The following is a 25,383-nucleotide window of genomic DNA, read 5'->3' on the forward strand; positions in this document are numbered from 1 at the left end:
ACGAAGGGCACCCGCGGTGTTGTCCTGAGAGGACAGTAGGCAGAGCGCGTGAAATCCGGATGAACGCTTCCGCTCAGGCGTTGTCGCGCTCCTCGAAGACCCGGCTGAGGTGGTCGTGCAGGCGCGCGTGGCGGAATTGGTACACGGTGCCCGCCTGCCGCAGCACCCCGCGCCGGTACGCGTCGTCGAGGAACGCGGGCACCTTCCACGGAAGGCGCCCGGTCAGCGGAAGGTAGATCCGCGCGAAGACCACCCACTGCCCCCACGCGGTCATGCAGAGCACGTAACCGAGCCCCCCGCCCACCATGCCGATGCTTCCCCACAGGAACCCACCCAGTACTCCGTAGGACAGTGGCCCGAGGATGCCCTGGAACACCGCCACGACGAGCGCGCCGCCGAATGCGACGACGAGGCCGAACATCGGCCCGAAAAGGCACAGTTGCGCGAGCACGGTCCTGCGGTTGAGGCGCAGCAGATCGGCGGGGCTACTGATCGATCTGATGTCCCGCGACGTCTCGAGCATCCCGATCACGCCGTACGACACCCCGGCCCCGAGGCCGAACACGACCGAGCACAGGAACGCGTCGATCAGGCCGCCGAGCAGCGCTTCGGCTTTGCCCGACACCAGCCATCGAATGATTCCCCACACGATCCCGATCAGCACGCCGAACAGGGCGCCCGCGAGCAACCCGACTCTGAACCGGGAGACGAACACGCGGAACCGGTTCGTTCTCCCCTTGCGAACTCCGATGCGGGACCGCGACGGTTCGAGCGCCGCCGTACCGGACACGAACGCGAGGCCGTGCGCGAGCGCGAACGCGAGGCCCGCCGCCAGCGTGACGTGCGCCGTGTCCACGAGGCCGAGCCCGAACAGGTACTCCTTCGCCGCCTCAGGGCCGAGGAGCACGCCGGACACGAGCCCCATCACGAGCCACTCGGCGAGACCGACGCCCGCGCCCGCCAGCACGCCGACCACGAGCATGCGGATCGAGGCTCCGAGCGTGTTGCCGAGCTGCCACCAGGCGAGGTCGCGGCTGCCGAGCCGGTCGAGGTGCTTGGCGAGGTAGCCGAGCCAGTACGGGACGCGCCGCACGTCCCAACGGCTCTGCTCGCCGCCGGGACGGTCCTGGTAGGCCGTGGGAACGAAGGTGTCGAACAGATGCGTCTCGATGGCCTCGGGTGTGCCGAACCGCTCGGTGTCGAGCAGTTCGGCCGGGTCCCTGCCGGGCTGGTCGCTGTAGACGGCTCTGGCAAGACCCACCATCAGCGGGGTGGCGAGCACCAAGACGAGGTTGGCACACCCCGGCCGTTCGGGATGCTCGGTCAGCTCCGCCAGCACGGGGTCCCACACCGTCGCCGCCTTGCCACCGAATCTCCGCTTCCGCGCGGTGCGCGGAAGATACGCCGCGAGGTCGGACACGGTCAGGTCGCACAGTTCGACGACCGCGGCCGAGGTGAGCACATCCACGTCCTCGACGGCGGCGACGTACTCGTCGGGACGGCTCGTCAGCAGCAGAGGCAGGGTAGTGGCGTTGAGCGCGCGCAAGGCGGGACGCCGGAGCCCGTCGGCGATCTCGTCGAAGCCGTCGAGCACCGGCAGCACCAAGCCCGCCTCCACCAGTGCGGCCGCCAGAGTCGTGCTGCCGTACGAGGTGGCGGCGAACTCCGGGTGGTCCCGTTCGAGCTGATCGGTCAGCCAGTCCCGTAGCGACGCCGCCCCGGGGTCCCACGACCCGAGGCCGACGATCACCGGAACCGGGTCGGCGCGCCTGCGGATCTTGAGCAGGTCGAGCAGGAAACGCAGGGTCAGCACGGTCTTTCCCGAACCGGCCCTGCCCAGTACCACCATCCGTCCCGAGGGCAGGCTCCGGTAGGTGTCCACCACATCGGCGAGGCTTCCGCGCAACTCCGCCACTCCGGGCGCGGGCGAGGTGCTGTCAGGAAGGACGCGGTAGACGTTCTCGTCGTGGTCGGCGACATCCTCCCGCGCCGAGTGCCAGCGCACCGGCAGCGGGAACGGATCGTGGATCTGCCGGTTCTCCTCCTCCCTGCGCCACCGGCTGCCGACCTCCATGGCGAGTTCGGCGGCGGCGTCGGCGAGGGCGTCGTCGAGGTGCGCCGCGCCCGTCCCGTCCGCGCGGTCGGTCTTCGGGTCGTCGTCACCGCCGCTACCGTTCCGCGCGGAGCCCGCGTCGCCGCCCGGACGCTCCGCCTCCCCTCGGCGGCCGGCACCGGCCCTGAATCCGCTGCGCCGCCGTCCCCGGCGGGTTGCGGCGCCGTCTCACCGGCCGGAGCTGTGCCGGAATCCCCGCCACCGGCGACGCCGTGCGACGGCCGCGATGGTGTCCTCGCTCCCGGCACCGTCCCGAGTGCGGCGGCCACCAGAGCGTCGCGCTCCTCACCGGACAGCTCAAGAGCCTCGGCCAGCAACCTGACCGTCGCCATCCGTGGAGCCGCGCGTTCCCCGGTTTCGAAGCCCCGGATTGTGCGGACCCCCACACCCGAACGTTCCGACAACTGCTCCTGGGTCAACCCCGCCGCACGCCGTCGCAGCCGAAGTTGTGCGCCGAACTCGCTGGTCACGGCCGCCTTTCGTCTGAAGTTGGCTGAGGTTGAGCAGCTTATCGTGGCACCGGCCACAAGTGGCCGGTCGCTGGCCTGTTCGCCATGCCCGTGCACTCGAAGAATCGGGACACTGTGAGAGGCCACGAAGGAGATCGCATGGCGGCCACAGCCCCGGACCCGTCGATCACCACGCCACCTGCGCCCGCCCGCCGCCTCACCACCACGGAGTTGCGCGTGCTGCGCGCGGTCGGGCGTGGTCTGAACGACTCGGAGATCGCGGCGGAACTGGGTTGCCCTGTCGCGGCAGTGCGGCAGGGTGTCGAGCGCCTCCGCGCCGGTCTCGGCCTCCGTGACCGCTGCGCGCTCATCGTCTACGCGTTCGACCACAGCATCGTGTCACCGGCCGGGCCCCGGCCCGGGCAGCGGCCGGCGAATGGCCGCCCCACACCGTCACCCGCGCTCGGGCCCGCCCCTGCCAGTCCCCCGCTCCGGCTGTGCGCGCTCGGACCACTGCGGGCGTGGGCAGGCGCGACCCCGCTCGATCTCGGCCCCGCGCGGCAGCAGGCCGTGCTCGCGGCGCTGGCACTGCGGCCGGGTGTTCCGGTGAGCAGGCGTGAGTTGCTCAACGACGTGTGGGGCCTTTCGGCCCCCGAGGGCAACGTCGTCCAGGTGTACGTCTACCGGCTGCGCAAATGCCTCGGCGGAGGGCGCGACCCGGTGATCGACAGGGATCGCGCGGGCTACCGCTTCTCCGGCGACGGGGCCGACCTCGACGTCACCCGCCTCGACGAGCTCACCGCCGAAGCGGGCACGGCGTGGCGAGCGGGCGATGTCACCACCGCCGTCGAGGCGCACCGGCGCGCGCTGGACTTGTTCGCAGGAGAGCCGCTCTCCGGGCTGCCCGGCCCGTTCGCCGACATGGTGCGGCTGCGGCTGACCGAGCGCAGGCTCACGCTGGCGACCCGGAGGGCCGAGGGGCTGCTCCGGCTGGGCCGTCACACTCAGGCCATCGACGAACTGCGAGCCGGCGCGGTGGAACATCCTCACAGCGAACCGGTGGCCGAGCTGCTCATGCGCGCCCTGTACGTGACAGGCCGCAGAGCCGACGCCGTGTCGGTGTTCACGCGGGTGCGCGAGCTGCTCCTCGACGATCTCGGTGTGGAACCGGGCGAACGGCTGCGCCACGTCCACACGGCGATCCTCCGCGACGAACTCCCCGTCGCCCCTGTGCCGCATCCGGTCCGGCGCTCCGCGTAACCGGACCGGATGCCCGCGCCCTGACCGGCCAGCGGGGTCAACCGTGCGTGACCGGCAACCGCGGTCGCCGAGGAAAGCAAGACTGTCCTGGGACGTGTGAAAGGTGGCCTAGCTGGGCGGATACACTCGTCGCCGTGAGTGACGCGCTGGACGATTTCCACGAGGACCTGCCCGAGCAGATGCGCATCCGGCGAGCCAAGCTGGAACGGTTGCGCACGTCGGGTGTGGAGCCCTACCCGGTCGGTTTCCCCCGGACCGCCACGATCGCGGAGATCCGCGAACAGCACAGCGACCTGGGACCCGACCAGCACACGGGCGAGCGGGTGGGCGTCGCGGGCCGGGTCATGTTGTACCGCACGGGCGGCAAGCTCTGCTTCGCCACGATCAAGGACCCGACCGCCCAGATCCAGATCATGCTGTCGCTCGACAAGGTCGGTGCCGAGGCACTCGACTCGTGGAAGAGCGACATCGATCTCGGCGACCACGTGGGGGTCACCGGCGAGGTCATCACCTCCAAGCGCGGCGAGTTGTCGGTCCTCGTCGATGAATGGACGCTGACGTCGAAGGCGCTGCGGCCCCTGCCCGAGAAGCACAAGGGACTCACCGATCCCGAGGCCCGCGTCAGGCAGCGCTACGTGGATCTGATCGTCAACGACGAGGCCCGCGACATGGTGCGCACGCGCGCGGCCACCGTGCAGGCGCTCCGGCAGGGCCTGCTCGACCTCGGGTTCCTCGAGGTGGACACGCCGATGCTGCACCTCGTGCACGGCGGCGCGACGGCCCGCCCCTTCACCACCCACATCAACGCCTACGACCTCGACCTGTACCTGCGCATCGCTCCCGAGCTGTTCCTCAAGCGGCTCATCGTCGGCGACCTCGGGGCCGTCTTCGAGATCAACCGGTCGTTCCGCAACGAGGGCGCCGACTCCACACACAATCCCGAGTTCACGATGCTGGAGTGGTACCGCGCCTACGGCGACTACAACGACGGCATGCACATCACCCAGAACCTCGTCCGTCAGGCGGCCGAGGCCGTGTTCGGCGACCAGATCGTGCGCAACCCCCGCTACGGCGAGGTGGATCTCAGCGGTGAGTGGCCGCAGATCACGCTGTACGGGTCGGTGTCGGAGGCGCTGGACGCCGAGATCACCCCGCGTACGCCGATCGACGTGCTCCGCAAGCACGCCGACGCGCGCGAGATCGGCTGGGACCCTTCCTGGGGGCAAGGCAAGTTCGTGGAGCACCTGTTCGAGGAGCTGGTGGAGCACACGCTGATCCAGCCCACGTTCGTGCGGGACTACCCCGTCGAGACCAGCCCGCTGACCCGCAAGCACCGCGACGACGAGCTGCTCACGGAGAAGTGGGACCTGATTGGGTTCGGCATGGAACTCGGCACCTGCTACTCGGAGTTGATCGACCCTGTGGAGCAGCGAAGGCGGCTCACGGAGCAGTCGCTGCGGGCAGCGGGGGGCGATCCCGAGGCCATGCAGCTCGACGAGGACTTCCTGCGCGCGCTGGAGTACGGCATGCCGCCGACCGTCGGCGCGGGCATGGGCATCGACCGGCTGCTCATGGCCTTCACCGGCAAGGGCATCAGGGAGACGATCCTGTTCCCGATGGTCAAGCCCGTCTGACCGGCACCGCCGAGCCCGCGTACCGGCCCGGTGGGCGGCCTTCCCACCGGGCCGACGTGCGGATGAACCCCGCCGCGTCGCCGTAGCGGTCCCCCGTCTCGGAAAGCCCGTGCGGCGACGGAATCCATGCCCGCACGGTGCGGAACCCGCGCCCATGAAGGCGTGATCGCGGGGCGATCACCTCCCGCGTGCCCGCCGCTCCGGCACGACGTCCGGAGGAACGGGCGCGTGCCCGGCAGGCTCCGGAAGACCTGGTACAGGCCGGTATCCGGCCTTACCCTCCCCGTGCATGGAGATCATCGACACCGACGTCCTCGTGGTCGGGGCGGGATTCGGCGGCATCGCCACGGCCGTGGAACTGCGCAGGGCCGGTATCCACGACGTCGTCGTGCTGGAGGCGTCGGGCGAGGTGGGCGGCGTGTGGCGCGACAACACCTATCCCGGGGCGGCCTGCGACGTTCCCTCGCCGCTGTACTCGTTCTCGTTCGCCCCGAAGCCGGACTGGCCCCGCCGGTACGCGGAGCAGCCCGACATCCTCCGGTACCTGCTGCGGGTGGCCCGCCGGTGCGGGGTCTACGAGAATGTTCGCTTCCACAGCGAGGTCGTCTCGGCCGAGTTCGGTGAGCGGACAGGACGCTGGCTGGTGCGTACCGCAGCCGGAGCCGCCTATTCCGCGAGGGTGTTGGTCCCCGCCACAGGGCAGCTCTCCCGGCCCGCGTACCCATCGGTGCCCGGCATCGGCACCTTCACCGGCGAGTCCTTCCACTCCGCCCGCTGGGACCACGACTGCGAGCTGGCGGGCAAGCGGGTCGCGGTGATCGGGACCGGAGCCAGTGCCGTGCAGTTCGTTCCCTTCCTCCGGGAGCGGGCGGCCTCGGTGACGCTGTTCCAGCGGACGGCCCCGTACGTCCTGCCCAAACGCGACCGGATCTACACCGAGCGGGGTCTGGCTTTCCTGCGTTCGGTTCCACTGGCGCGGCAACTCGACCGCCTCGGTTTCTGGCTCTACACTGAGTTCGCCCAGCAATGCCTGTCGAGATGGCACTTCTTCAGTCCACTGTTCACTGTCCAAGCGCGCCGACACCTGCGACGGTCGGTGGCCGATCCCGGCCTGCGCGCGGCACTGACACCGGACCATCGGCTCGGCTGCAAACGCGTGCTGTTCAGCAACGACTACTATCCCGCCCTCACCTCGTCCACTGTAGACCTTGTCACCAGTGAGGCCGTCGCCGTCACGCCCACCGGGCTCCGCACTGCCGACGGAAGGCAGTACGAGGTGGACGTCATCGTCTACGGAACCGGCTTCGCCGCGTCCGAGTTCCTCGGTTCCATGACCGTGAGGGGCCTCTCCGGCCGCACCCTGGCGGAGGTGTGGCGGGACGGCGCTCGCGCCCATCTCGGCATCACGGTTCCCGGGTTTCCCAACCTGTTCTTCGTGTACGGACCCAACACCAACCTCGGCGGCGGTTCGATCGTGCACATGCTGGAGAGCCAAGCCCGCTACATCCGCTCCGCCGTGCGGTGGCTGCTCGACCACCCCGGCCACTGCCTGGACGTGCGGCCGGAGGCGGAACGCCGGTGGGATCGCGAGGTGCGGGGCAGGCTCGCACGATCGGTGTGGACGCACTGCCGGAGCTGGTACCGCGACACGAGCGGCCGTGTCGTGTCCATCTGGCCGGGCCGCACCTTCACCTACCGGCGCCGCACCCGCCGCATCCGGCTGCCCGACTTCCGCCTGCTCCGCCTCCCGGCGCCGGGCGAGCCACCTGGACCTGTCACTCAATGACACCGCCATTGTGCCCACAGTCACGACACGCCCATATCTTGGGTGCTGCGCGCTCATGAACCCCTACATGTAGGCTTCGATCTCCGAGACCTCAGCACAACCGAACACCGGCCGAACTCGCGGGCACCCCTGCCCGCGAGGCGGTCGAACTCACCCATTTTGGAGTCGTCGCATGTCAGTGGAAGCGTCACCGGACACCGCTCTCTCTCACTCCGCCGGGGCGGGAGACCTCGCGTGGGAGCGGGTCGAGAAGGTCGTGCGGGAGGCCGTCGCCGGTCTTGCCGGAACCTCCGCCGAGGCTGTCCTCACAGAGCTCCGGCGCAACGTCTACGAAGGCATCGGCGAGGACGAACTCGCACTCGCGCAGGTCATGGCCGCTCGCACGCTCGTGGAGCGCGAACCGAACTACTCGTTCGCGGCGGCCAGGCTGCTACTCGACTCGGCACGCGCGGAGGCCGTCTCCTACCTCGCAGGCGAGCCACGGCAGCCGGACTATCCCGAGATGGCCGCCACGTACGCGGACTACTTCCGCGACTACCTTCGCCGGGGCATCGACCTGCACCTGCTCGCCGACGACCTCGCCACCTTCGACCTCGACGTCATCACCTCGGCTTTGCGCCCCGAACGCGACCTCGACCTCGGCCTGCTCGGACTGCAAACGCTGTACGACCGCTACGTGCTGCGTGATCCGCACTCGGGCACCCGGTTCGAGTTGCCGCAGGCGTTCTTCATGCGCGTGGCGATGGGGCTTGCCGTCGCCGAACGCAATCGCGAGGCCAGGGCCGTCGAGTTCTACGAACTGCTCTCCTCACTGCGGTTCATGACGTCCACCCCGACCCTGTTCAACTCCGGTACACGGCGCCCACAGCTGTCGTCGTGCTTCCTCACGACCGTGTCCGACGACCTCTCGTCGATCTTCACGAGTTACCGCAACAACGCGATGCTGGCGAAGTACTCCGGCGGCCTCGGCAACGACTGGACGCCGGTGCGCGGTCTCGGCGCCCACATCAGGGGCACCGGAGGCAAGTCGCAGGGTGTCGTGCCCTTCCTCAAGATCGCCAACGACACGGCGGTGGCGGTGAACCAGGGCGGCAAGCGCAAGGGAGCCGCGTGCGCCTACCTGGAGACCTGGCACATCGACGTCGAAGAATTCCTCGACCTGCGCAAGAACACCGGCGACGACCGCAGGCGCACCCACGACATGAACACGGCCAACTGGGTGCCCGACGAGTTCCTCCGCAGGGTGGAGGCCGACGCGGAGTGGACGCTGTTCTCCCCTGACGAGGTTCCCGACCTGCACGACCTCTACGGCACCGCGTTCGCGGAGCGGTACCGGGCCTACGAGGAGGCCGCCGACGCGGGGCAGATCCGCGTGTTCCGCAGAGTGAGCGCCAAGCAGCTGTGGCGGCGCATGCTCACCATGCTGTTCGAGACGGGCCACCCGTGGATCACGTTCAAGGACCCGTGCAACCTGCGCTCGCCGCAGCAACACGCCGGTGTGGTGCACTCCTCGAACCTGTGCACGGAGATCACGCTGAACACCAGCGCCGACGAGATCGCCGTGTGCAACCTCGGTTCGGTCAACCTCGCCCGCCACGTCGGCGAGAACGGCCTCGACGTCGAAGCGCTGCGCGACACCGTGACCACGGCCGTCCGCATGCTCGACAACGTGATCGACATCAACTTCTACACCGTGCCGGAGGCGGAACGGTCGAACCTGCGCCACCGCCCTGTCGGTCTCGGCCTCATGGGTTTCGCCGACGCGTTGTTCGAACTCGGCATCCCCCAGGCGTCCGACGCCGCCGTCGAGTTCGCCGACCGCAGCATGGAGGTGCTGAGCTACCACGCCATCGCGGCGTCGGCCGACCTCGCCGAGGAGCGGGGCACGTACCCGTCGTTCGCGGGTTCGCTGTGGAGCCAGGGCGTGCTGCCGATCGACTCGCTGCGGCTGCTCGCGCAGGCTCGCGGTGAGGGCGAACTCGACATCGACACCACGACCACGCTCGACTGGGACTCGCTGCGCGAGCGTGTACGCGCGGGGGGTATGCGCAACTCGAACGTGCTCGCCATCGCCCCGACAGCCACGATCTCCAACATCTGCGGGGTCGGGCAGTCGATCGAGCCGCTGTTCTCCAATCTCTTCGTCAAGTCGAACATGTCCGGCGAGTTCACCGTCGTGAACCCGCACCTGGTGCGCGATCTCAAACAGCGAGGGCTGTGGGACGACGCCATGGTCGCCGAACTGAAGTTCCACGACGGCGTGCTCGCCCCCATCGACCGCGTTCCCGACGACCTCAAGGCGCTGTACGCGACGGCGTTCGAGATCGACAGCCGCTGGCTCATCGACGCGGCGTCGCGGCGGCAGAAGTGGATCGACCAGGCGCAGTCGCTCAACCTCTACCTCGCGGAGCCGAGTGGCAAGGCACTCGACGCGCTGTACCGCCACGCCTGGCGGCGCGGCCTGAAGACGACGTACTACCTGCGCTCGCGCGCCGCCACCCAGGTGGAGAAGAGCACATTGCGCGGCACCGACGGCAGGCTCAACGCCGTCACCCCCGCCGTGCCGTCCGTGCCCGTCGAGGCCCTGGACGTCGCCGCGGCCTGCCGGATCGACGACCTCGACTGCGAAGCCTGCCAGTAGCCATCCGACGAACCCAGTCGAAAGGACACTCGTTGAGCAAGAACCTCACCCTCGACTTCGGCGCCGCCCGTGTGAACGTGGACGACAAGGCGATGATCAATGCGCGCGCCGACGTGAACCAGCTGCTTCCGATGAAGTATGGCTGGGCGTGGGAGAAGTACCTCGCCGGATGCGACAACCACTGGATGCCCACCGAGGTCGCCATGCAGGCCGACATCGCTCTGTGGAAGTCGCGCGACGGCCTCAGCGACGACGAGCGGCTCATGCTGAAGCGCAACCTCGGTTTCTTCGCGACGGCCGAATCGCTGGTGGCGAACAATCTCGTGCTCGCCGTCTACCGGCACCTCACCAACCCGGAGTGCAGGCAGTACCTGCTGCGGCAGGCGTTCGAGGAGGCCGTGCACACCCACACCTTCCAGTACATCTGCGAAAGTCTCGGCCTCGACGAGGGCGAGCTGTTCAACGCGTACCGGGAGGTTCCTTCGATCGCGGACAAGGATTCCTGGGCGCTGCGCTACACGCGCGACCTCGACGATCCCGGCTTCCGCACCGGGACGCCGGAGGCCGACCAGAACTTCCTGCGCGACCTCGTCGCGTTCTACGTCGTGTTCGAGGGCATGTGGTTCTACACCGGGTTCGCCCAGGTTCTGTCGCTCGGCAGGCGGAACAAGATGGTGGGCATCGCCGAGCAGTACCAGTACATCCTGCGCGACGAGTCGATCCACCTGAATTTCGGCATCGACTGCATCAATCAGATCAAGGTGGAGAACCCGCACCTGTGGACGCCGGAGTTCCAGCAGGAGGTGCGCGACATGCTGGTGGAGGCGTGTGCTCTGGAGGTCGCCTACGCCCGCGACACCATGCCGAGGCCAATACTGGGGTTGTCCGCGGAGTTGTGCGAGCAGTACATGCACTTCATCACCGACCGCAGGGCGGCGCAGCTCGGTCTCGACCCCGTGTTCGGCGAGAGGGAGAACCCGTTCCCGTGGATGTCGGAAGCCATGGACCTGCGTAAGGAGAAGAACTTCTTCGAGACCAGGGTGACCGACTACCGCAGCGGCGCGGCACTGGAGTGGGACTGACCGACGTGGGTGCGGGACGTCCGCTGTCCGCGCCGTCCCGCTCAAGTTGCGGGGTGACCGCCGCTGGGTACGCTCGGCGGCCGAGCCATTCCGCACCGGCGGTGCCGCCGTGACCGGAACGCGACAGTGTCACACCGACAGTAGCGTCGGTGTGACACTGTCGTGTGATCTCTCCACCCTTCCAGGCGGTAGACAAGATGCTTATTGCATGATGCGGTTGCAGGGTTCCGGACCGTGGCCCGGACCCCTGTCGCTGTGCGGATTCGAGCTGCCGATGATCGACGATGTTGTGCGAGGTGAAGCGTGCCGGAACCTGGTGACACGCCAGGACTTGAGGACATCGCGCGGCGCTGGGCCGCCCGCCTGACCGAGATCGACGGTGTCTCGGTGTCCGCCGAAACACTGCGTCCCTCGCTTCTCGCGCTCGCCCGCGAGGCACAGGCGGAGGCGTGGACGGCCCATGACGCGGCCGTTCGCCGGTTCTCCGACCTCTACGCCGCCTCCCCGGTCGGGGTCGTGCTCGGTGACGCGGACGGAACCATCCGCGACGTCAACCCCGCCTTCGTCGAATTGGTCCACCACACCAGGTCCGACCTCGTCGGGCACCCGCTCACCCGGCTCGCCGCCACGGCGGCCGACGCGAAGATCCTCGCCTCGGTCGTCGAGGAGGCGTTGCTCCCCGCACGGCGGCCCCGGCAGGAACGGATCACGGTGACCCACGGGAGGGACGGCACGCTCCGGGCCCGCGTCACGGTCGCCACCATCACCGCCGACGGTCCCGGACTGCCCCATCCCGTCCTCATGATCGAGGATGTGCACGAGCTCGACCTGCTCAGCGAGCAGTTGCGCAGGCAGAACGTGCAGGACCCGCTCACGGGCCTGCCGAACTCGTACCACTTCGAGAACAAGCTGGACACCGCACTCGCCACGGCGCAGGGCGGACGCGTGGCGCTGGTCTACTTCGACATCGACGGCTTCAAGGTGATCAACGACGGGCTCGGTCCCGGCGCAGGCGACGAAGTCCTGCGGCAGGTCGCCCGCAAACTCGGGAGCCACTTCACCGGCCAGTGCGGACACGAGGCCGTCGTCGCACGGCTCTCCGGTGACGGTTTCGCCGTGCTGCTGCACGGCAGGTCGGACAGTGGGCTCGACACCGCCACCGTCGTTGATCTCGTCGAGGACTCGATGCGGGAGCTCGCCGAGCCGGTGTATGTGGACGGCAAGGGCGTCGGGGTCAATGTCAGCGTCGGCATCGTCGTCACCGAGGCCGCGGGCCGGACCAGCGAGGAACTGCACAGGGCCGCCGAGATCACCTTGCACAGGGCCAAGGAGAACGGCAAGGCCCAGTGGATGCTGTTCGAGCAGGACCTGCACGACCGCGACCGGAGACGCTTCGGCATCGGCGCCGCCATCGGCGGTGGACTGGAGAACGGCCAGTTCGCCGTGGACTATGAGCCCACCGTCACGCTCGACGACCATGAGCGCGTCGCCGTGGTCAACGCCCAGCTCCGCTGGGATCACCCCGACCACGGTGTGCTCCGTTCCCGCGATTTCTCCGACCTCGCCGACACCACCGGTATGACGCCGGCACTGGGCGAGTTGCTGCTCGCCCTGTCGATGACCGACGCCGCCGCGTGGCATCACGAGTTCGGCGACGCACCCGACCTGTGTGTGCGGCTGCCCGCCAGGCTCGCGAACGACCCGAACCTCGTCCGTTTCGTGCGCACCGAACTCGACCGCACCGGGCTGCCACCGAACACGCTGCGCATCTGCACCGACAGCGTCACTCTCATCGAGCCGCGCGGAGAGGTGCTGGAGAACCTGTCGATCCTCGCCGAACTGGGCGTCAAGATCACCCTGGCCGTGTCCGGAGCAGCCGATCTCGAACTCATCCACCGGCACCGGCTTCCCGTGGGTTTCGTCATCGTGTCAGGCACGCTGGTGGACGCGCTCGCTGAGGACGACGAGAGCATGCAGAGCGCCCACCGGCATTTCGAGATGCTGATGATCCGCGCGAGAGAACTCAAGATCGCCAGGGTCGGCGTCGAGGGCGTACGCAGCTTCGAGCACGCCCGGCGGCTCGCCGCACTCGGCGTCGTCGCGGGCAGGGGCCCGCTGTTCGGCGAGGAGACCGGCGCGGCAAGTATTCGATCGATGCTCGCGAAGTCGGCGGGAACCATGCGAGCATTGCGCCCATGAAGCAGGCAGAACGCGCGCCGGACTTCACGTTGCCCGACGAGTCGGGCACGCCCCGGCGGCTGACCGAGTTGCTCACGGCCGGTCCTGTCGTGCTGTTCTTCTATCCCGCTGCCATGACGGCGGGGTGCACGACGGAGAGCTGCCACTTCCGCGATCTCTCCGCCGAATTCGCGGCGCTGGGCGCGCAGCCGGTCGGGGTGAGCCCCGACCCCGTGGACACGCAGCGGCGGTTCTCCGAGGCCCACGACCTCGGGTTCCCGCTGCTGTCGGACCCCGACGGCGCCATCGCGAGCGAGTTCGGTGTGCGCCGGGGTTTCGGCCCGCTGCGCACCAAGCGGCACACCTTCGTGATCGGCACCGACAGGACGGTGCTCGCCGTGATCCGCAGTGAACTCCGCATGTCCGTCCACGCCGACAAGGCTCTCGACGTCCTGCGCTCCCACAGGCAGGCGTGAGCGCGGCGGAGGTGCAGGGTGGCCGAGATCCGCTTCCGCCTCCTCGGACCGCTCTCCGTCCAGATCGACGGACGTGAGGTGGCGCTCGGCGGGAGGAAACCCCGCCTCGTGCTCGCCGCCCTGCTGCTGGAGGCGGGATCTCCGGTCGCGACGGACACCCTGATCGATGTCGTGTGGCCGTCGTCTCCACCTCGCTCCGCCGTGGCCAACCTGCGCACCTACGTGCACTCGCTGCGCCGCCTGCTCACCGAGGACCGGATCGAGCGGGTGCCGTCGGGTTACCGCATCGCGGTGTCACGGGGCGAACTCGACACGGCGGTGTTCGCGGGCCACGTGGCGGCGGCCCGCGAGGCCATGGCGGACGATCGGCCTGCGGACGTGCTGGCCGAACTGGCCCGCGCCGTGCCGCATTGGCAGGGACCGCCCCTTGCCGACCTGCCGCACCACCACACGTGGAAGCCCGAACTCGCCCGCCTCGGCGAGGTGTATCTCGCAGCGCACGAACTGAGGGTGCGAGCCCGGCTCACCCTCGGCGAGTACGGCGAGGTGGTGCCGGAGCTGCGGGAGCTTCTGGCCCGTCATCCGTTGCGGGAAGAACTGTGGTCGCACCTCGTCGTCGCGCTCGATCGCTGCGGGCGGAGGGCCGAGGCCGTTGACGCCTACAACGAGGCCGTGCGCGTGCTGCGTGACGAACTCGACGCCGCACCGGGGCCGCACCTGAGAGCCCTGCGCTCCCGCCTCGGCACACCGTCCTCAGCGCCGCGCCGCCGCGAGAGCAGCCGGGTGGTGTGCCAGTTGCCGCTGGACCTCCCCGATTTCACCGGACGCGAGCGGCACATCGCCGATGTGCTCGCACTCGTACGACGGCGGCGTTCCGAGGGAAATCCCACCGTCGTCGTCCTGTCGGGACCGCCGGGTGTCGGCAAGTCCTCTTTGGCCGTCCACATCGCTCACCGGCTTCGGCGGGAGGTTGCCGAGGGACACCTGTACGTCGGGCTGGCAGCTACCACGTCCACGCCGCGAAGGCCGCTGGACGTTCTTGCCGAACTGCTGCGGTCACTCGGTCTCTCCGACGCCATGCTGCCCCCTGCCGAAGCCGAACGCGCCGCCGCGCTGCGCTCGGCGCTGACGGGCCACTCGCTGTGCGTCGTCCTCGACGACGCGGCCTCGGCAGCGCAGGTGCGGCCTCTTCTGCCCGGCGCGGGAACGTCGGTGATCCTCGTGACCGCCCGAACCCGGCTGCCGGATCTGGTGGAAGCGCACCACGTCGAGCTCGACGTGCTCGATCACGATCCGGCGCTGCGCCTGTTCCGCGGCATCGTGGGCGAGGACAGGGTGGCGGCCGAACCCGAGCAGGCCGCGCGCATCGTCGCCGCCTGCGGGCGGCTGCCTCTCGCGCTGCGGGTCGCGGGGGCGCGGCTGGCACAGCGACGGCAGCTGCCTTTGGCACACTTCGCCGACCGCATCGCCGACGAGCGGCGCAGGCTCGACGAGTTGCGTGCGGGAGACCTCGCCGTGCGCGCCGGTTTCGAACTCAGCTACGCGCGGCTGCCCACGGGAGCCGCGACCGCATTCCGGGTCCTCGGCATGCTCGGCGCGGTCGGCTTTCCTGGATGGACGGTCGCGGCGGCATTGGACGGCGCGCACACCTCGCGGACCGCCGCCGAGGACGGCGAGGACGGCGAGACGATGGCCGCAGCGGATGTGCTCGACGTCCTCGTCGATACCCATCTCGTGGAGCTCGTCGGTACCGGCGCCACCGGCGCTCCCCGGTACCGCATGCACGATTTGCTCCGCTGCTACGCGGCCGACCGGGCCGGCGCCGAAGACACCGCACGGGTCCGGCGGGTGGTCGAGGGGTACTACGCCGCCGCGACGGCCGCCGTGGAACGCATGCCGGTCCGCTTCTTCGGGGTAAGACCCACCCCGGTGCCCCAGGCCTACTGGCGTCCCCGCGACCTCGGACGGCTCGTGGCCGATCCGATCGCCTGGTTCGACTCCGAACACGACACGGCCGCCGCCCTCGTGGAGTTGGCGGCACGGCACGCGGCCGACGAGGCGGCCTGGCGGCTCACCACCGCCCTCACCCCGTTCTACGACCTGCGCAACCGGTGGGAGGACTGGTGGCGCACCAACGAGGTCGCCCTCGCCGCGGCGAGGCGGACCGGCAACCGGCACGGCGAGGCGATCATCCTGCGTGACCTCGGTCAGGTGCACGTCTACCAGGACCGCTACCGCGAGGCGCTCGACTTGTTCGCGCGGTCGGCGGCGCTGTTCGCGCGGCTTCAGGACGCCCAGGGAGAGGCCGTCGCGCTCGCCGGTCGCGGCACCGTGCACCGCATCCGTGGAGACACGGCCCGCGCGCTCGCCTGCGGCCGCCGGGCACTGGAGTTGTTCTCCGAGGCGGGCGATCTCTACGGCGAGGCGGCGGCACGCATCGCCATCGGCACGGTCCGCATGGACAGCGGCGCCCTCGACGAAGCGGAGACCTGGTTCGCCGACGCCTACGCGCTGGCGTCCGCGATCGGCGACCGCCACCGCGCGGCGCACGCCCTGCACCGGCAGGCGCTGCTCCACCAGCGGCGCGGCAGCCTCGGCGCGGCACGGCAACAACTGGACCAGGCCATCGCCGTCTTCGACGATCTTGGCGACGACCACTGTGCGGGGTACGCGCAGCAGAGCCTCGGCGAGTTGTGTCTGAGCAGTGGAGAGCTGGCCCACGCACAACTGCTGCTCGGCAACTCCCTCGCCGTGCACCGCGACACCGGGGACCGCCGCTCCGAGGCCACGGTGAGCCAGCGGCTCGGCGAACTCCACGAGTCGCTCGGTCAGCCGCACACCTCGCGCGCGTACTTCGAGAGAGCGCTGTCGCTGTGGCGGGAACTGGCGGCCCAGCCGCAGCAGACGGCGGTGGAACGCAAACTGCGACTGGCGAACGAAGCGTGACGCGCCGTCCCACGGCCCCACGGCCGCATGCTCGACGACCACGGTCGGCCCTCGATGTCCGCCGTCGGCACGTCTCCACGCGGGAGGATGGCCCCCTCGACAGCGATGATCACCATCGCCGCGTCCGTGGTCGAACCACTCCACGATGGCGAAGTCGGCTCGCCCACCACAACGGGTCGGCTCGCCCCACGGTCACGGTCGCCCCGTCTCGCATCCGCGACCGGCGCACACCCACCGCCACAAGGCCCACCCACCTCCGTCGCCTCGCGCGGCGTCCCGATCGGCGATCTCCGCCGACCACGGCCGCCCGCAGAACCGCATGCGACGTAAGGTGGCTGCGCAGTGGGTTCGCCCCGTCCTTTCCGGCCGGGGCGTCGCAAGAGGGAACCCGGTGGGAATCCGGGACTGCCCCGCAGCGGTGAGTGGGAACGACCGCCGTCATCGAGCACTGGGCCACGTGTGGCCTGGGAAGCGACGGCCAGTAGGTGCCATCCCGTCCCGGCCAGGGACGGTGGCGTGCCCGCGAGTCCGAAGACCTGCCTACTGCCCGTGCGCCGTCCGCGCACGGTGCCGTCCGCCGCGACTCGCGAAGGAGAGCTCACGTGGCACACCGCAACACGACGTTGCGTTCCGACCCCAAGACCCCGGAAGACTCCCAGGTCACGCTCGCCCACATCATGAGCGAGCACGACACCAACCTGTACGGCACCATCCACGGCGGGGTGGTGATGAAACTGATCGACGACGCCGCGGCTGCCGCGGCAGGCCGTCACGCGGACGGCCCCGCCGTGACGGCGTCGGTTGACCGGATGACCTTTCTGGCTCCGGTGCGCGCGGGTGATCTGCTCAGCGTCCACGCCAGCCTGGAACGAGCAGGGCGGACGTCGATGACCACGGTGGTCCGTGTGACGTCGGAACGGTGGAACGCCTCGGGGCCGGTGACGGAGGTCGCGACCGCGAGGCTGACGTTCGTCGCCATCGACGCCGAAGGGCGCCCGAGGCCGATCCCACCGCTGGTCACACCACCCACGAACCCCTGAGCTCCCGCACGCGTGTCCGCAGCTCCCGCACGCGTGTCCGCAGCTCCCGCACGCGTGTCCGCAGCTCCCGCACGCGTGTCCGCAGCTCCTGCACGCGTGTCCGCAGCGTGCGGTGCGAACATCCGCACGCTGCGGACACGGCCCAGCGGTTCCGCATCACTCCATGAGGATGTCGTCCGGGATCGGCGAATCGGTGCGCAACGCCTCGAACAGCGCCTCCGACTTGGCCGGATCCCAGGTCTCGGCCGAGGCCGACGTGACCGGCACGGTGGTGGTGACCACACCGCCGTCGCCGATGCCCCGCATGGCCCAGGCCAACCCCACGAGGTGGTGCAGGTGGTCGTCGGTGTCGAGGGTCAGTGCGTCGGGCACGGTACCCAGCAGCGGGAACACGTCGAACGGGTTCAGCAACGTCGCGGGGCTGGCGATCTCACCGGCCAGTGCGCCGATGAACTTGCGCTGGTTCGCCACACGGTCCAGGTCCGACCGGGGGGTGGCATCGCTGTAGCGCATACGCACGAACCCGAGCGCCTGCGCGCCGTCGAGTGTCTGCGTGCCCGCCGGGATGACGACGCCGGTCTTGGTGTCGCGCATCTCCTTCGGGATCTCCATCTCGACGCCGCCGATGGCATCGACGACCTCCGCGAATCCACCGAATCCGATCTCGGCGTAGTGGTCGATGCGCAGTCCCGTGGCCTGCTCCACCGTCTTGGTCAGCAGCGGGGCGCCGCCGAAGGAGAACGCGGCGTTGATCTTGTTGACGCCGTGTCCGGGAATCTCGACCTGCGAGTCGCGCGGCAGGCTCAGCAGGGTCGGCGGTGTGTCGTTGTCCGGTATGTGGACGAGCATGATCGTGTCGGTTCGCCTGCCCCCGGTGTCGCCGGTGGACAGCTCCGCCATCTGCTCCTCGTCCAATCCTTCACGGGAGTCCGACCCGACGAGCAGCCAGTTCGTGCCCTCGGCTGCGGCCGGTCTTCCCTCGTAGTCGCCGGGCAGTGCGTCGATGCGGTTGATGGAGAACTCCAGGTACACCCACACGGCACCCAGCAACAGCACGAGCACGAGCACGAGGCTCGTGAGCACCTTCTTGAACGACGGCCGCTTGCGACGGGGATCACCGCCGGGGCGCGGCCTCCGATCGCCGGGCGGCGGTGGCTGCGGCGGTCGCGGCGCGGCCCTCGTCGGCTGCGGCGGACGCGCCGCCTGCCCTGCCCTGGCGCTGCCCGGTACGGGCATCATCCGTGCCTGTTGCTGCTGGCGCCCTTGTGGCGGCCTCCGGCCCGGAGGCGGTGGCCGGTGTCCACCCTGGTGCCCGCCGTAGGTCATGGCCACTCCGATCGGTTCGCGCGGCTGTCGTTCTGGCACGCATACCTAACCGCATGTCTCATGGCGTAGACGCGGCATCCCCCGGTCAGGTTGTGCCGACCACCGGACCACCACACCCAAAGCGGACATTTACGCACAGAAAGTGCGGCTCACAGTGTCAGTCGCCACCGGAGTGGTGCCTGCTGCGCGAAGGCGCGGGCGAGCAGGCCACGTTCGGGCAGCAACCCCGCGGTCTGGACAGCGAACTCGGCGGCGAGCCGGTTCCACACGGCGGGCCTGCGCAGCAGCGCATGACTCTCCGCGGCCACGTCGAACCGCGCCAGCCGCTCGGCATGAGCGTCGGCACGCTCGGCGTACCGGTAGGAGTCCCCTGGCCCGGTCACGCGATCGAGGACGCCGTGCGCGATCACGACGGCGCGTCCTGTCACCGGCTCGACCGGATCGGACTCCGGAGTCCACGGCGCGAAGGCACACACGCCGCGTACGGCCTCGTCGTCGCACACCTGGAGTGCCACCCGCCCGCCCATGGAGTGGCCCACCAGGACGACGGGAAGGCCGGGACGCTCGGCTCTGATGGCCCGCAGCGCCCACCGCGCGTCCTCGACGGGATGGCGGTGGGGTTCGTTCCAGCCGCGGACCCGGTTGCGCAGCAGCCGCACCTCCAGCCCGTGCCGGGCGCCCGCCGACCGAATGGCCTGAGCCACCGGGACCATGCGCAGGTAGGCGAGGCGCCATGGCCGGACGACGTCGGCCCCGTACTCGGCTCCCCCATGCAGCACGAGAGCCACGGCCCTGGGCCGCGCACCGCTCGACGACAACGTGGACAGTGAGGGCCGCCCCTCGCCGAGGGTCCTCATGCGGCCGACCGCTCGTCCGTGGCGAACTGGGTGTCGTGCAGCTCCGCGTACCGTCCTCCGAGCGCCAGCAGCTCCCTGTGGGTACCGCGCTCGGTGATCCGGCCTTCCTCGACGACGAGGATCTGATCGGCGGCCCTGACGGTGGACAGCCGGTGGGCGATGACGATGGCCGTCCTCCCGCTCAACGCGTCGGCCAGTGCCTCACCGACCGCGGCCTCGGACTCGGAGTCCAGGTGCGCGGTGGCCTCGTCGAGCACCACCACCCTCGGCCGCGCGAGCAGCAGCCTCGCGATGGTGAGCCGTTGCCGCTCACCTCCTGAGAGGCGGTAACCCCGCTCGCCCACCACGGTGTCGAGGCCGTCGGGCAGCGAGCGAACGAGATTCTCCAGCCTGGCCCTGCGCAGCGCGTCCCAGATCTCGTCGTCGCAGGCCTCGGGCCGCGCGTATGCGAGGTTGGCCCTGACGGTGTCGTGGAAGAGGTGCCCGTCCTGCGTGACGAATCCCACGGTGCGGCGCAGCGACTCGAACGAGAGGTCGCGGACATCGACTCCGGCGAGCCGCACGGCACCGGAGTCCACGTCGTAGAGCCGTGCGACCAGCGAGGCGATGGTTGACTTGCCCGCTCCCGACGGCCCCACCAGCGCCACCATCTGCCCAGCCCCGGCCAGGAAACTCACGCCGTGCACCACCTGTTCCCCGCCCCGGGTATCCAGTGTGGACACTTCTTCGAGCGAGGCCAGCGAGTAGCCCTCCGCCGACGGGTAGGCGAACCGCACGTCGTCGAACTCGACGGAGACACCACCGGACGGCAGCGGGATGGGATCGGGGCGCTCGGTGATCATGGGCTTGAGGTCGAGCACCTCGAAGACGCGCTCGAACGACACCAGAGCGGTCATGACGTCAACACGGACGTTCGCCAGCGCCGTCAACGGCGTGTACAGGCGCGTGAGCAGCAGGGCGAGCGCCACCACCGTGCCAGGGTCGAGGCGGCCGGTGAGCGCGAGCCACCCGCCGAGCCCGTAGACGAGCGCCTGCGCCAGCGCGGACACCAGGGTCAGGCTGGTCATGAACCAGCGGGTGAGCATCGCCGTGCGGACACCGATGTCGCGCACCCGCCCCGCCCGCCTGCCGAACTCGTCCACCTCGGCCTTCGGCCTGCCGAACAGCTTGACGAGCGTGGCGCCCGCCGCGGAGAAGCGCTCCGTCATCTGGGTCGTCATGGCCGCGTTGAGCTCGGCCGACTCGTGCTGGAGATCGGCCATTCTCCTGCCGATCCGGCGCGCGGGCAGCACGAAGACCGGGAGGAGCACGAGCGCGAGCACAGTCACCTGCCACGACAGCGTCACCATCACGGCGAGTGAGAGCACCAGTTGGATGACGTTGGTGACGAGGCCGGACAGGGTCGCGGTGAATGTGCGCTGCGCGCCGATGACGTCGTTGTTGAGCCTGCTCACCAGCGCGCCGGTGCGGCTGCGCAGGAAGAACGCGACGGGCATGCGCTGAACGTGCTCGAACACCGTCCTGCGCAGATCGAGGATGAGTCCCTCACCGATGTGGGCGGACTGCCAGCGTTCGGCGAGTCCCAGCACCGCGTCGGCGACGGCGATGGCGGCGATGGCCACCGCGAGCCAGACGACTGTGGACACCGATCGGCCCTCGACGATGGCGTTGACGACACGCCCAGCCAGAAGCGGTGTGGTGACCGCCAGCACGGCACCGATCATCGTCAGCGCGAGGAAGACGAGAAGCCTCCGCCGATGCGGCTTCGCGAACGACGCCACCCTGCGGACGGTGCCCTTGCGCAACCCTCGGGGTGCGTCGGCCGAGTTCATCGCCCCCCGGAGCAGCGACCACGTGTTGTCCACTCGCCAACAACCCTTCTCATTCCGGTGCTCACCACAACAGCGGCGGCACCGTGGATCTTCCCGTGCCGTGAGGATCGCCCCTGCCTGGCTTTCGCGTTCCGGACGATTCTGCCGGGCGCCACCGACAGTGTCACCGCCCTCGGTACGCTCGACCGCCATGGGGAGACAGGCGCAGGAGGAAACCGAGCCCGCACGGGCAGGCACGTTCGGCCGTGTGCGGTCGGCGCTCGCACGGCGGCCGCTCACCGTCGATGCGCTGCTCTACCTCGGATGCGCCTGCTACGCACTGGTGATGGCGCTGACGGACAAACACTTCGGCTATCGCGTCTGGGGCGCCTTCGCCGTCGCGGGGTACGGACTCGCGCTGGTCCACACCTGCCTGCTGCTGCTGACCCCACGCGCCGAGCACAGCCGACTGCGCTCACGATGGGTCGGAGTGGGCGCAGTCGCCGCCGTCGGCATGGTGGCCCCGCTGGTGACGTTGCTCGTGCGACGACAGGTCTCAGGCGGAGACTGGACCGACGCCGAGGGGCTGTGGAACGCCCAGCCCGAAGTGTGGGTGATCGAGAGAGCCGCGAGTGCTCTGCTGTCCACCGGAACGCCCTACCTGGACATCGCCGCGCTCGACCGCGCCCCGCACGTCCACGACTACACGCCTTACGGCCCCGTGATGGCGGTGTTCGGTCTCCCTCGGGCGCTGGCAGGCGGCAGCCCGGTGACGGACGCGCTCACCGATGCCCGCATCGTCTTCGCGCTCGTGGCGGCCGGTTGCGTCGTCGCGAGCCTGCGGCTGCTGCGGCCTCGGTCGGTTCCGATCCGGGGTGCGCAGCTCGCGGTCGTGTTCCCCTTGACAGCGCTGACCTGGGCGACCGCAGGACCCGACTTCGCGATCGTGAGCGTGATCGTGCTGGCTGTCGCACTCGCCGCCACCGGCCGGACTGGATGGGCGGCGCTCGCGTGCGCGCTCGTGACGAGCGCGAAGCTGATCGCCGCGCCCGCCGCCGTGGTGATCGGTTTCCTCGTCGCGAGCCGGTGGGGCGGACGCGCACTCGCCCGTTTCGCGGTGGTGTTCGCCGGTGTCACAGCGGTGGTGACCGTGCCGGTTGTCCTGGTGAACCCGGGGGCGTTCGTCGAGCACGTCCTGCTGTTCCCCTCGGGGCTCGGCGAAGTCGCCTCTCCCGCGGCCAGTCCCCTTCCTGGCAGGCTGATCGCGAGTACGGGCGAGGTGGGAACCGTGATCGCCCTGGTACTACTCGCCGCGGCGGGACTCGCGGTGCTGCTGTGGCTGATTCGCCGCCCGCCACGCACGGCGGCCGACGCCGCCCTGCGAATCGCTGTGGGGCTCGCCGCCTTCACGATGCTGACGACGGCCACCCGCTTCGGCTACCTCGTGTACGTCTCCGTGTTGCTGGGCGCGGTGCTGGTGTTCCGGAACCGGGCCGCGGCTCCCCTCGGCACCGGTCAACCCGGCTCCGGAACTCACGGAGATCATGCCCCTCTTACTTCTTCTTGACGCGCGTTGCGCCACCCCTGCCCCGAAGTTGCACCCCGGACTCCGAGAGGACCCGGTGCACGAAGCCGTAGGAGCGCCCGGTTGACTCCGCCAAAGCGCGGATGCTCGCCCCCTTCTCGTACTTCTTCTTCAGGTCAGCGGCCAGCTTGTCGCGCGTGTTTCCGGTGATGCGCGCACCCTTCTTCAGGTCTGCCACGTCAATCCACCTTCCGCCCGTTGATGTTTCGGGCCACTTTCAGCCCCTGCCGTGGCAATGATCGAACACGACGCCGCGGAATGCCAGACGACAACGAAAAAACATGCTCGAATGGCGTCGAAAACGTCCGATACGGTACTTGCTGTAGAGCGAACAATGACGGAACGCGCAAAAACTACTCAGCCACGGCAGCCGGTGGCGCGCCACACTCCACTCGAAAGGGGGCCGCTCACCTGATCCGGGCATAGGGCCAACGGCACTGGTCAGGCAGCTGTCGGTGATCTTTTCGTCACCCGGTGAGCACACCATGCCCCGCGGTCGATTGCCCGCTCGGGCAGCGGCTGTCACATTTCGACGACAAACACCCGATCAGGCGAGTTCGATCAGTTCCCGATAATCGTCGGACCACAGATCTTCGGTGCCGTCCGGCAGCAGGATCACCCGTTCGGGTTCGAGAGCCTCGACCGCTCCCGGATCGTGTGTCACAAGAACCACGGAACCCTCGTATCGACGCAATGCGTCGAGCACCTGCTCGCGGCTCGCCGGGTCCAGGTTGTTGGTCGGTTCGTCCAACAGCAACACATTCGCTGCGCTGGACACGAGACCCGCGAGTGCCAGCCTGGTCTTCTCACCGCCGGACAGTGTCCTGGCGGGCTGGTCGAGTTGCTCACCGCTGAAGAGGAACGAGCCGAGCAGGTTGCGCAACTCCTGTGCCCCGGTGTCCGGCGCGAGATGGCGGATGTTCTCCCACACCGTCGCATCGTGGTCCAGCGTCTCGTGCTCCTGGGCGTAATATCCGAGCCGCAAGCCATGGCCCGCGACGACCCGCCCTGTGTCGGGAGTCTCCAGTCCGGACAGCAGTCGCAGCAACGTGGTCTTGCCCGCGCCGTTGAGGCCCAGCACGACGACCCTCGAACCGCGATCGATGGCGAGATCGACCCCGGTGAAGATTTCCAGCGAGCCGTACGACTTCGACAGATTCTCGGCGGTGAGCGGCGTGCGACCGCACGGGGCGGGCGCGGGGAACCGGATGTGCGCCACCTTGTCGGACTGGCGCTCCTCGTCGAGACTCGCGAGCATCTGCTCGGCACGGCGGGCCATGTTCTTCGCCGCGACCGCCTTCGTGGCCTTCGCGCCGAGCTTGGCCGCCTGCTGCTGCAACGCCGCCGCCTTCTTCTCCGCGTTGGCCCGCTCCCGCCTCCGCCGTTTCTCGTCGGTGGCGCGGGCATCGAGGTAGCGCTTCCAGTTCATGTTGTAGAGGTCGAGTTCACCACGGGTGGCGTCGAGGAACCACACCTTGTTGACGACCTCGTCAAGCAGATCGACGTCGTGGCTGATGATGACGAGGCCGCCGGTGTGCGACTTCAGGAACCCGCGCAGCCACGTGATCGAGTCGGCGTCGAGGTGGTTGGTGGGCTCGTCGAGCAACAGGATGGTGCCCGAGCGGCCTCCCGCGCCAGCCTCGGACGCGGCGAACAGGATGCGCGCGAGTTCCACGCGCCGCCGCTGCCCGCCGGACAGCGTCCGCAACGGCTGCGACAGAACGCGGTCCTCAAGGCCGAGGTTGGCGCAGATGCGGGCCGCCTCGCTCTCGGCGGCGTACCCGCCAAGGGCGGCGAACCGTTCCTCGAGCCGCCCGTACCGGCGGACCGCCTTGTCGCGCGCGTTGTCGTCGGCGAGTTCGGCCATGGCGCTCTGCGCCTTCTCCATGTCGCGGAGCAGCATGTCGAGCCCCCGCGCGGAGAGGACGCGGTCCTTCGCACTGACCGAGAGATCGCCCTCCCTCGGGTCCTGGGGCAGATATCCGATCTCGCCGGTGTACTGCACCTCACCCGCGTACGGGTCGCCCTCCCCCGCCAGTACCCGCAGCGTGGTGGTCTTGCCCGCCCCGTTGCGCCCGACGAGGCCGATGCGGTCTCCCGGTTGCACACGCAGTGTGGTGTCGGACAGCAGGATGCGAGAACCGGCGCGCAGTTCGAGGCCGGTGGCCGTGATCACTTAAGAGACTCCGTGGTTTCGAC

At 69.5% G+C, this 25,383-nt stretch carries 16 protein-coding genes, 1 pseudogene and 1 riboswitch; of the genes and pseudogenes, 10 read left to right on the top strand and 7 right to left on the bottom strand.

Translation table 11 applies throughout. The features are described from left to right. Positions 1-73: 73 nt before the first annotated feature. Positions 74-2,074, bottom strand: a complete 2,001-nt coding sequence (locus SACXIDRAFT_RS00945; protein ID WP_006236576.1) for an NACHT domain-containing protein — start codon at positions 2,072-2,074, stop codon at positions 74-76. 368 nt (positions 2,075-2,442) lie between these two features. After that, positions 2,443-2,709: pseudogene (locus tag SACXIDRAFT_RS23745) on the bottom strand (helix-turn-helix domain-containing protein); the annotation flags it as partial. A 12-nt stretch (positions 2,710-2,721) separates the two neighbouring features. Here SACXIDRAFT_RS23745 and SACXIDRAFT_RS00950 point away from each other — a divergent pair. The 9 genes from SACXIDRAFT_RS00950 (at position 2,722) to SACXIDRAFT_RS00990 (ending at position 17,605) form a co-directional block, all read left to right on the top strand. Then, positions 2,722-3,822: an AfsR/SARP family transcriptional regulator gene (locus SACXIDRAFT_RS00950; protein WP_006236577.1), complete on the top strand. Its 1,101-nt coding sequence runs from the start codon at positions 2,722-2,724 to the stop codon at positions 3,820-3,822. A 134-nt stretch (positions 3,823-3,956) separates the two neighbouring features. Beyond that, the gene (gene lysX, locus SACXIDRAFT_RS00955) at positions 3,957-5,456 is read left to right on the top strand and encodes a bifunctional lysylphosphatidylglycerol synthetase/lysine--tRNA ligase LysX (RefSeq protein ID WP_006236578.1); all 1,500 of its coding nucleotides are present in this window, start codon (positions 3,957-3,959) and stop codon (positions 5,454-5,456) included. A 289-nt stretch (positions 5,457-5,745) separates the two neighbouring features. Then, complete coding sequence (locus SACXIDRAFT_RS00960; protein WP_006236579.1) at positions 5,746-7,242, top strand: flavin-containing monooxygenase; 1,497 nt, start codon at positions 5,746-5,748, stop codon at positions 7,240-7,242. Positions 7,243-7,414: 172 nt separating this feature from the next. Beyond that, the gene (locus SACXIDRAFT_RS00965) at positions 7,415-9,883 is read left to right on the top strand and encodes a ribonucleoside-diphosphate reductase subunit alpha (protein WP_006236580.1); all 2,469 of its coding nucleotides are present in this window, start codon (positions 7,415-7,417) and stop codon (positions 9,881-9,883) included. Positions 9,884-9,915: 32 nt separating this feature from the next. Next, positions 9,916-10,965 carry a ribonucleotide-diphosphate reductase subunit beta gene (locus SACXIDRAFT_RS00970; protein WP_006236581.1) on the top strand — a complete coding sequence of 350 codons (1,050 nt, stop codon included), beginning with the start codon at positions 9,916-9,918 and terminating at the stop codon, positions 10,963-10,965. 303 nt (positions 10,966-11,268) lie between these two features. Then, a complete protein-coding gene (locus SACXIDRAFT_RS00975; RefSeq protein WP_006236582.1) occupies positions 11,269-13,164 on the top strand; it encodes a diguanylate cyclase domain-containing protein in 1,896 nt (631 codons plus the stop codon). After that, positions 13,161-13,619, top strand: a complete 459-nt coding sequence (locus tag SACXIDRAFT_RS00980; protein WP_006236583.1) for a peroxiredoxin — start codon at positions 13,161-13,163, stop codon at positions 13,617-13,619. The genes SACXIDRAFT_RS00975 and SACXIDRAFT_RS00980 overlap by 4 nt, the downstream gene beginning before the upstream one ends. Before the next feature lie 18 nt (positions 13,620-13,637). After that, positions 13,638-16,565, top strand: coding sequence for an AfsR/SARP family transcriptional regulator (locus SACXIDRAFT_RS00985; RefSeq protein ID WP_006236584.1), 2,928 nt, complete (start codon positions 13,638-13,640; stop codon positions 16,563-16,565). Between the two features lie 327 nt (positions 16,566-16,892). After that, positions 16,893-17,123: riboswitch (cobalamin riboswitch) on the top strand. Positions 17,124-17,167: 44 nt separating this feature from the next. Next, a complete protein-coding gene (locus tag SACXIDRAFT_RS00990; RefSeq protein ID WP_006236585.1) occupies positions 17,168-17,605 on the top strand; it encodes an acyl-CoA thioesterase in 438 nt (145 codons plus the stop codon). Positions 17,606-17,761: 156 nt separating this feature from the next. Here the strand turns inward: SACXIDRAFT_RS00990 and SACXIDRAFT_RS01000 are convergent, their stop codons facing one another. The 3 genes from SACXIDRAFT_RS01000 to SACXIDRAFT_RS01010 all read right to left on the bottom strand — a co-directional run bounded on the left by SACXIDRAFT_RS01000 (position 17,762) and on the right by SACXIDRAFT_RS01010 (position 21,653). After that, positions 17,762-18,931, bottom strand: coding sequence for an LCP family protein (locus SACXIDRAFT_RS01000; RefSeq protein ID WP_232285222.1), 1,170 nt, complete (start codon positions 18,929-18,931; stop codon positions 17,762-17,764). Between the two features lie 149 nt (positions 18,932-19,080). Continuing rightward, the gene (locus SACXIDRAFT_RS01005) at positions 19,081-19,788 is read right to left on the bottom strand and encodes an alpha/beta hydrolase (RefSeq protein ID WP_006236588.1); all 708 of its coding nucleotides are present in this window, start codon (positions 19,786-19,788) and stop codon (positions 19,081-19,083) included. Then, positions 19,785-21,653, bottom strand: a complete 1,869-nt coding sequence (locus SACXIDRAFT_RS01010; RefSeq protein ID WP_006236589.1) for an ABC transporter ATP-binding protein — start codon at positions 21,651-21,653, stop codon at positions 19,785-19,787. The genes SACXIDRAFT_RS01005 and SACXIDRAFT_RS01010 overlap by 4 nt, the downstream gene beginning before the upstream one ends. A 157-nt stretch (positions 21,654-21,810) precedes the next feature. Here SACXIDRAFT_RS01010 and SACXIDRAFT_RS01015 point away from each other — a divergent pair, with 157 nt between their 5' ends. After that, entirely contained in the window at positions 21,811-23,166 is a 1,356-nt protein-coding gene (locus SACXIDRAFT_RS01015) for a glycosyltransferase family 87 protein (RefSeq protein ID WP_006236590.1), read from the top strand. Here the strand turns inward: SACXIDRAFT_RS01015 and SACXIDRAFT_RS01020 are convergent. Both SACXIDRAFT_RS01020 and SACXIDRAFT_RS01025 read right to left on the bottom strand, forming a co-directional pair. Next, positions 23,153-23,362 (bottom strand): helix-turn-helix domain-containing protein, encoded by a 210-nt coding sequence (locus SACXIDRAFT_RS01020; protein WP_005437638.1) that lies wholly within the window; start codon positions 23,360-23,362, stop codon positions 23,153-23,155. The genes SACXIDRAFT_RS01015 and SACXIDRAFT_RS01020 overlap by 14 nt on opposite strands. A 369-nt stretch (positions 23,363-23,731) precedes the next feature. Continuing rightward, positions 23,732-25,360: an ABC-F family ATP-binding cassette domain-containing protein gene (locus SACXIDRAFT_RS01025; protein WP_006236591.1), complete on the bottom strand. Its 1,629-nt coding sequence runs from the start codon at positions 25,358-25,360 to the stop codon at positions 23,732-23,734. Positions 25,361-25,383 lie beyond the last annotated feature (23 nt).

The sequence above is a fragment of the Saccharomonospora xinjiangensis XJ-54 genome (genome assembly GCF_000258175.1).
Classification (GTDB): domain Bacteria; phylum Actinomycetota; class Actinomycetes; order Mycobacteriales; family Pseudonocardiaceae; genus Saccharomonospora; species Saccharomonospora xinjiangensis.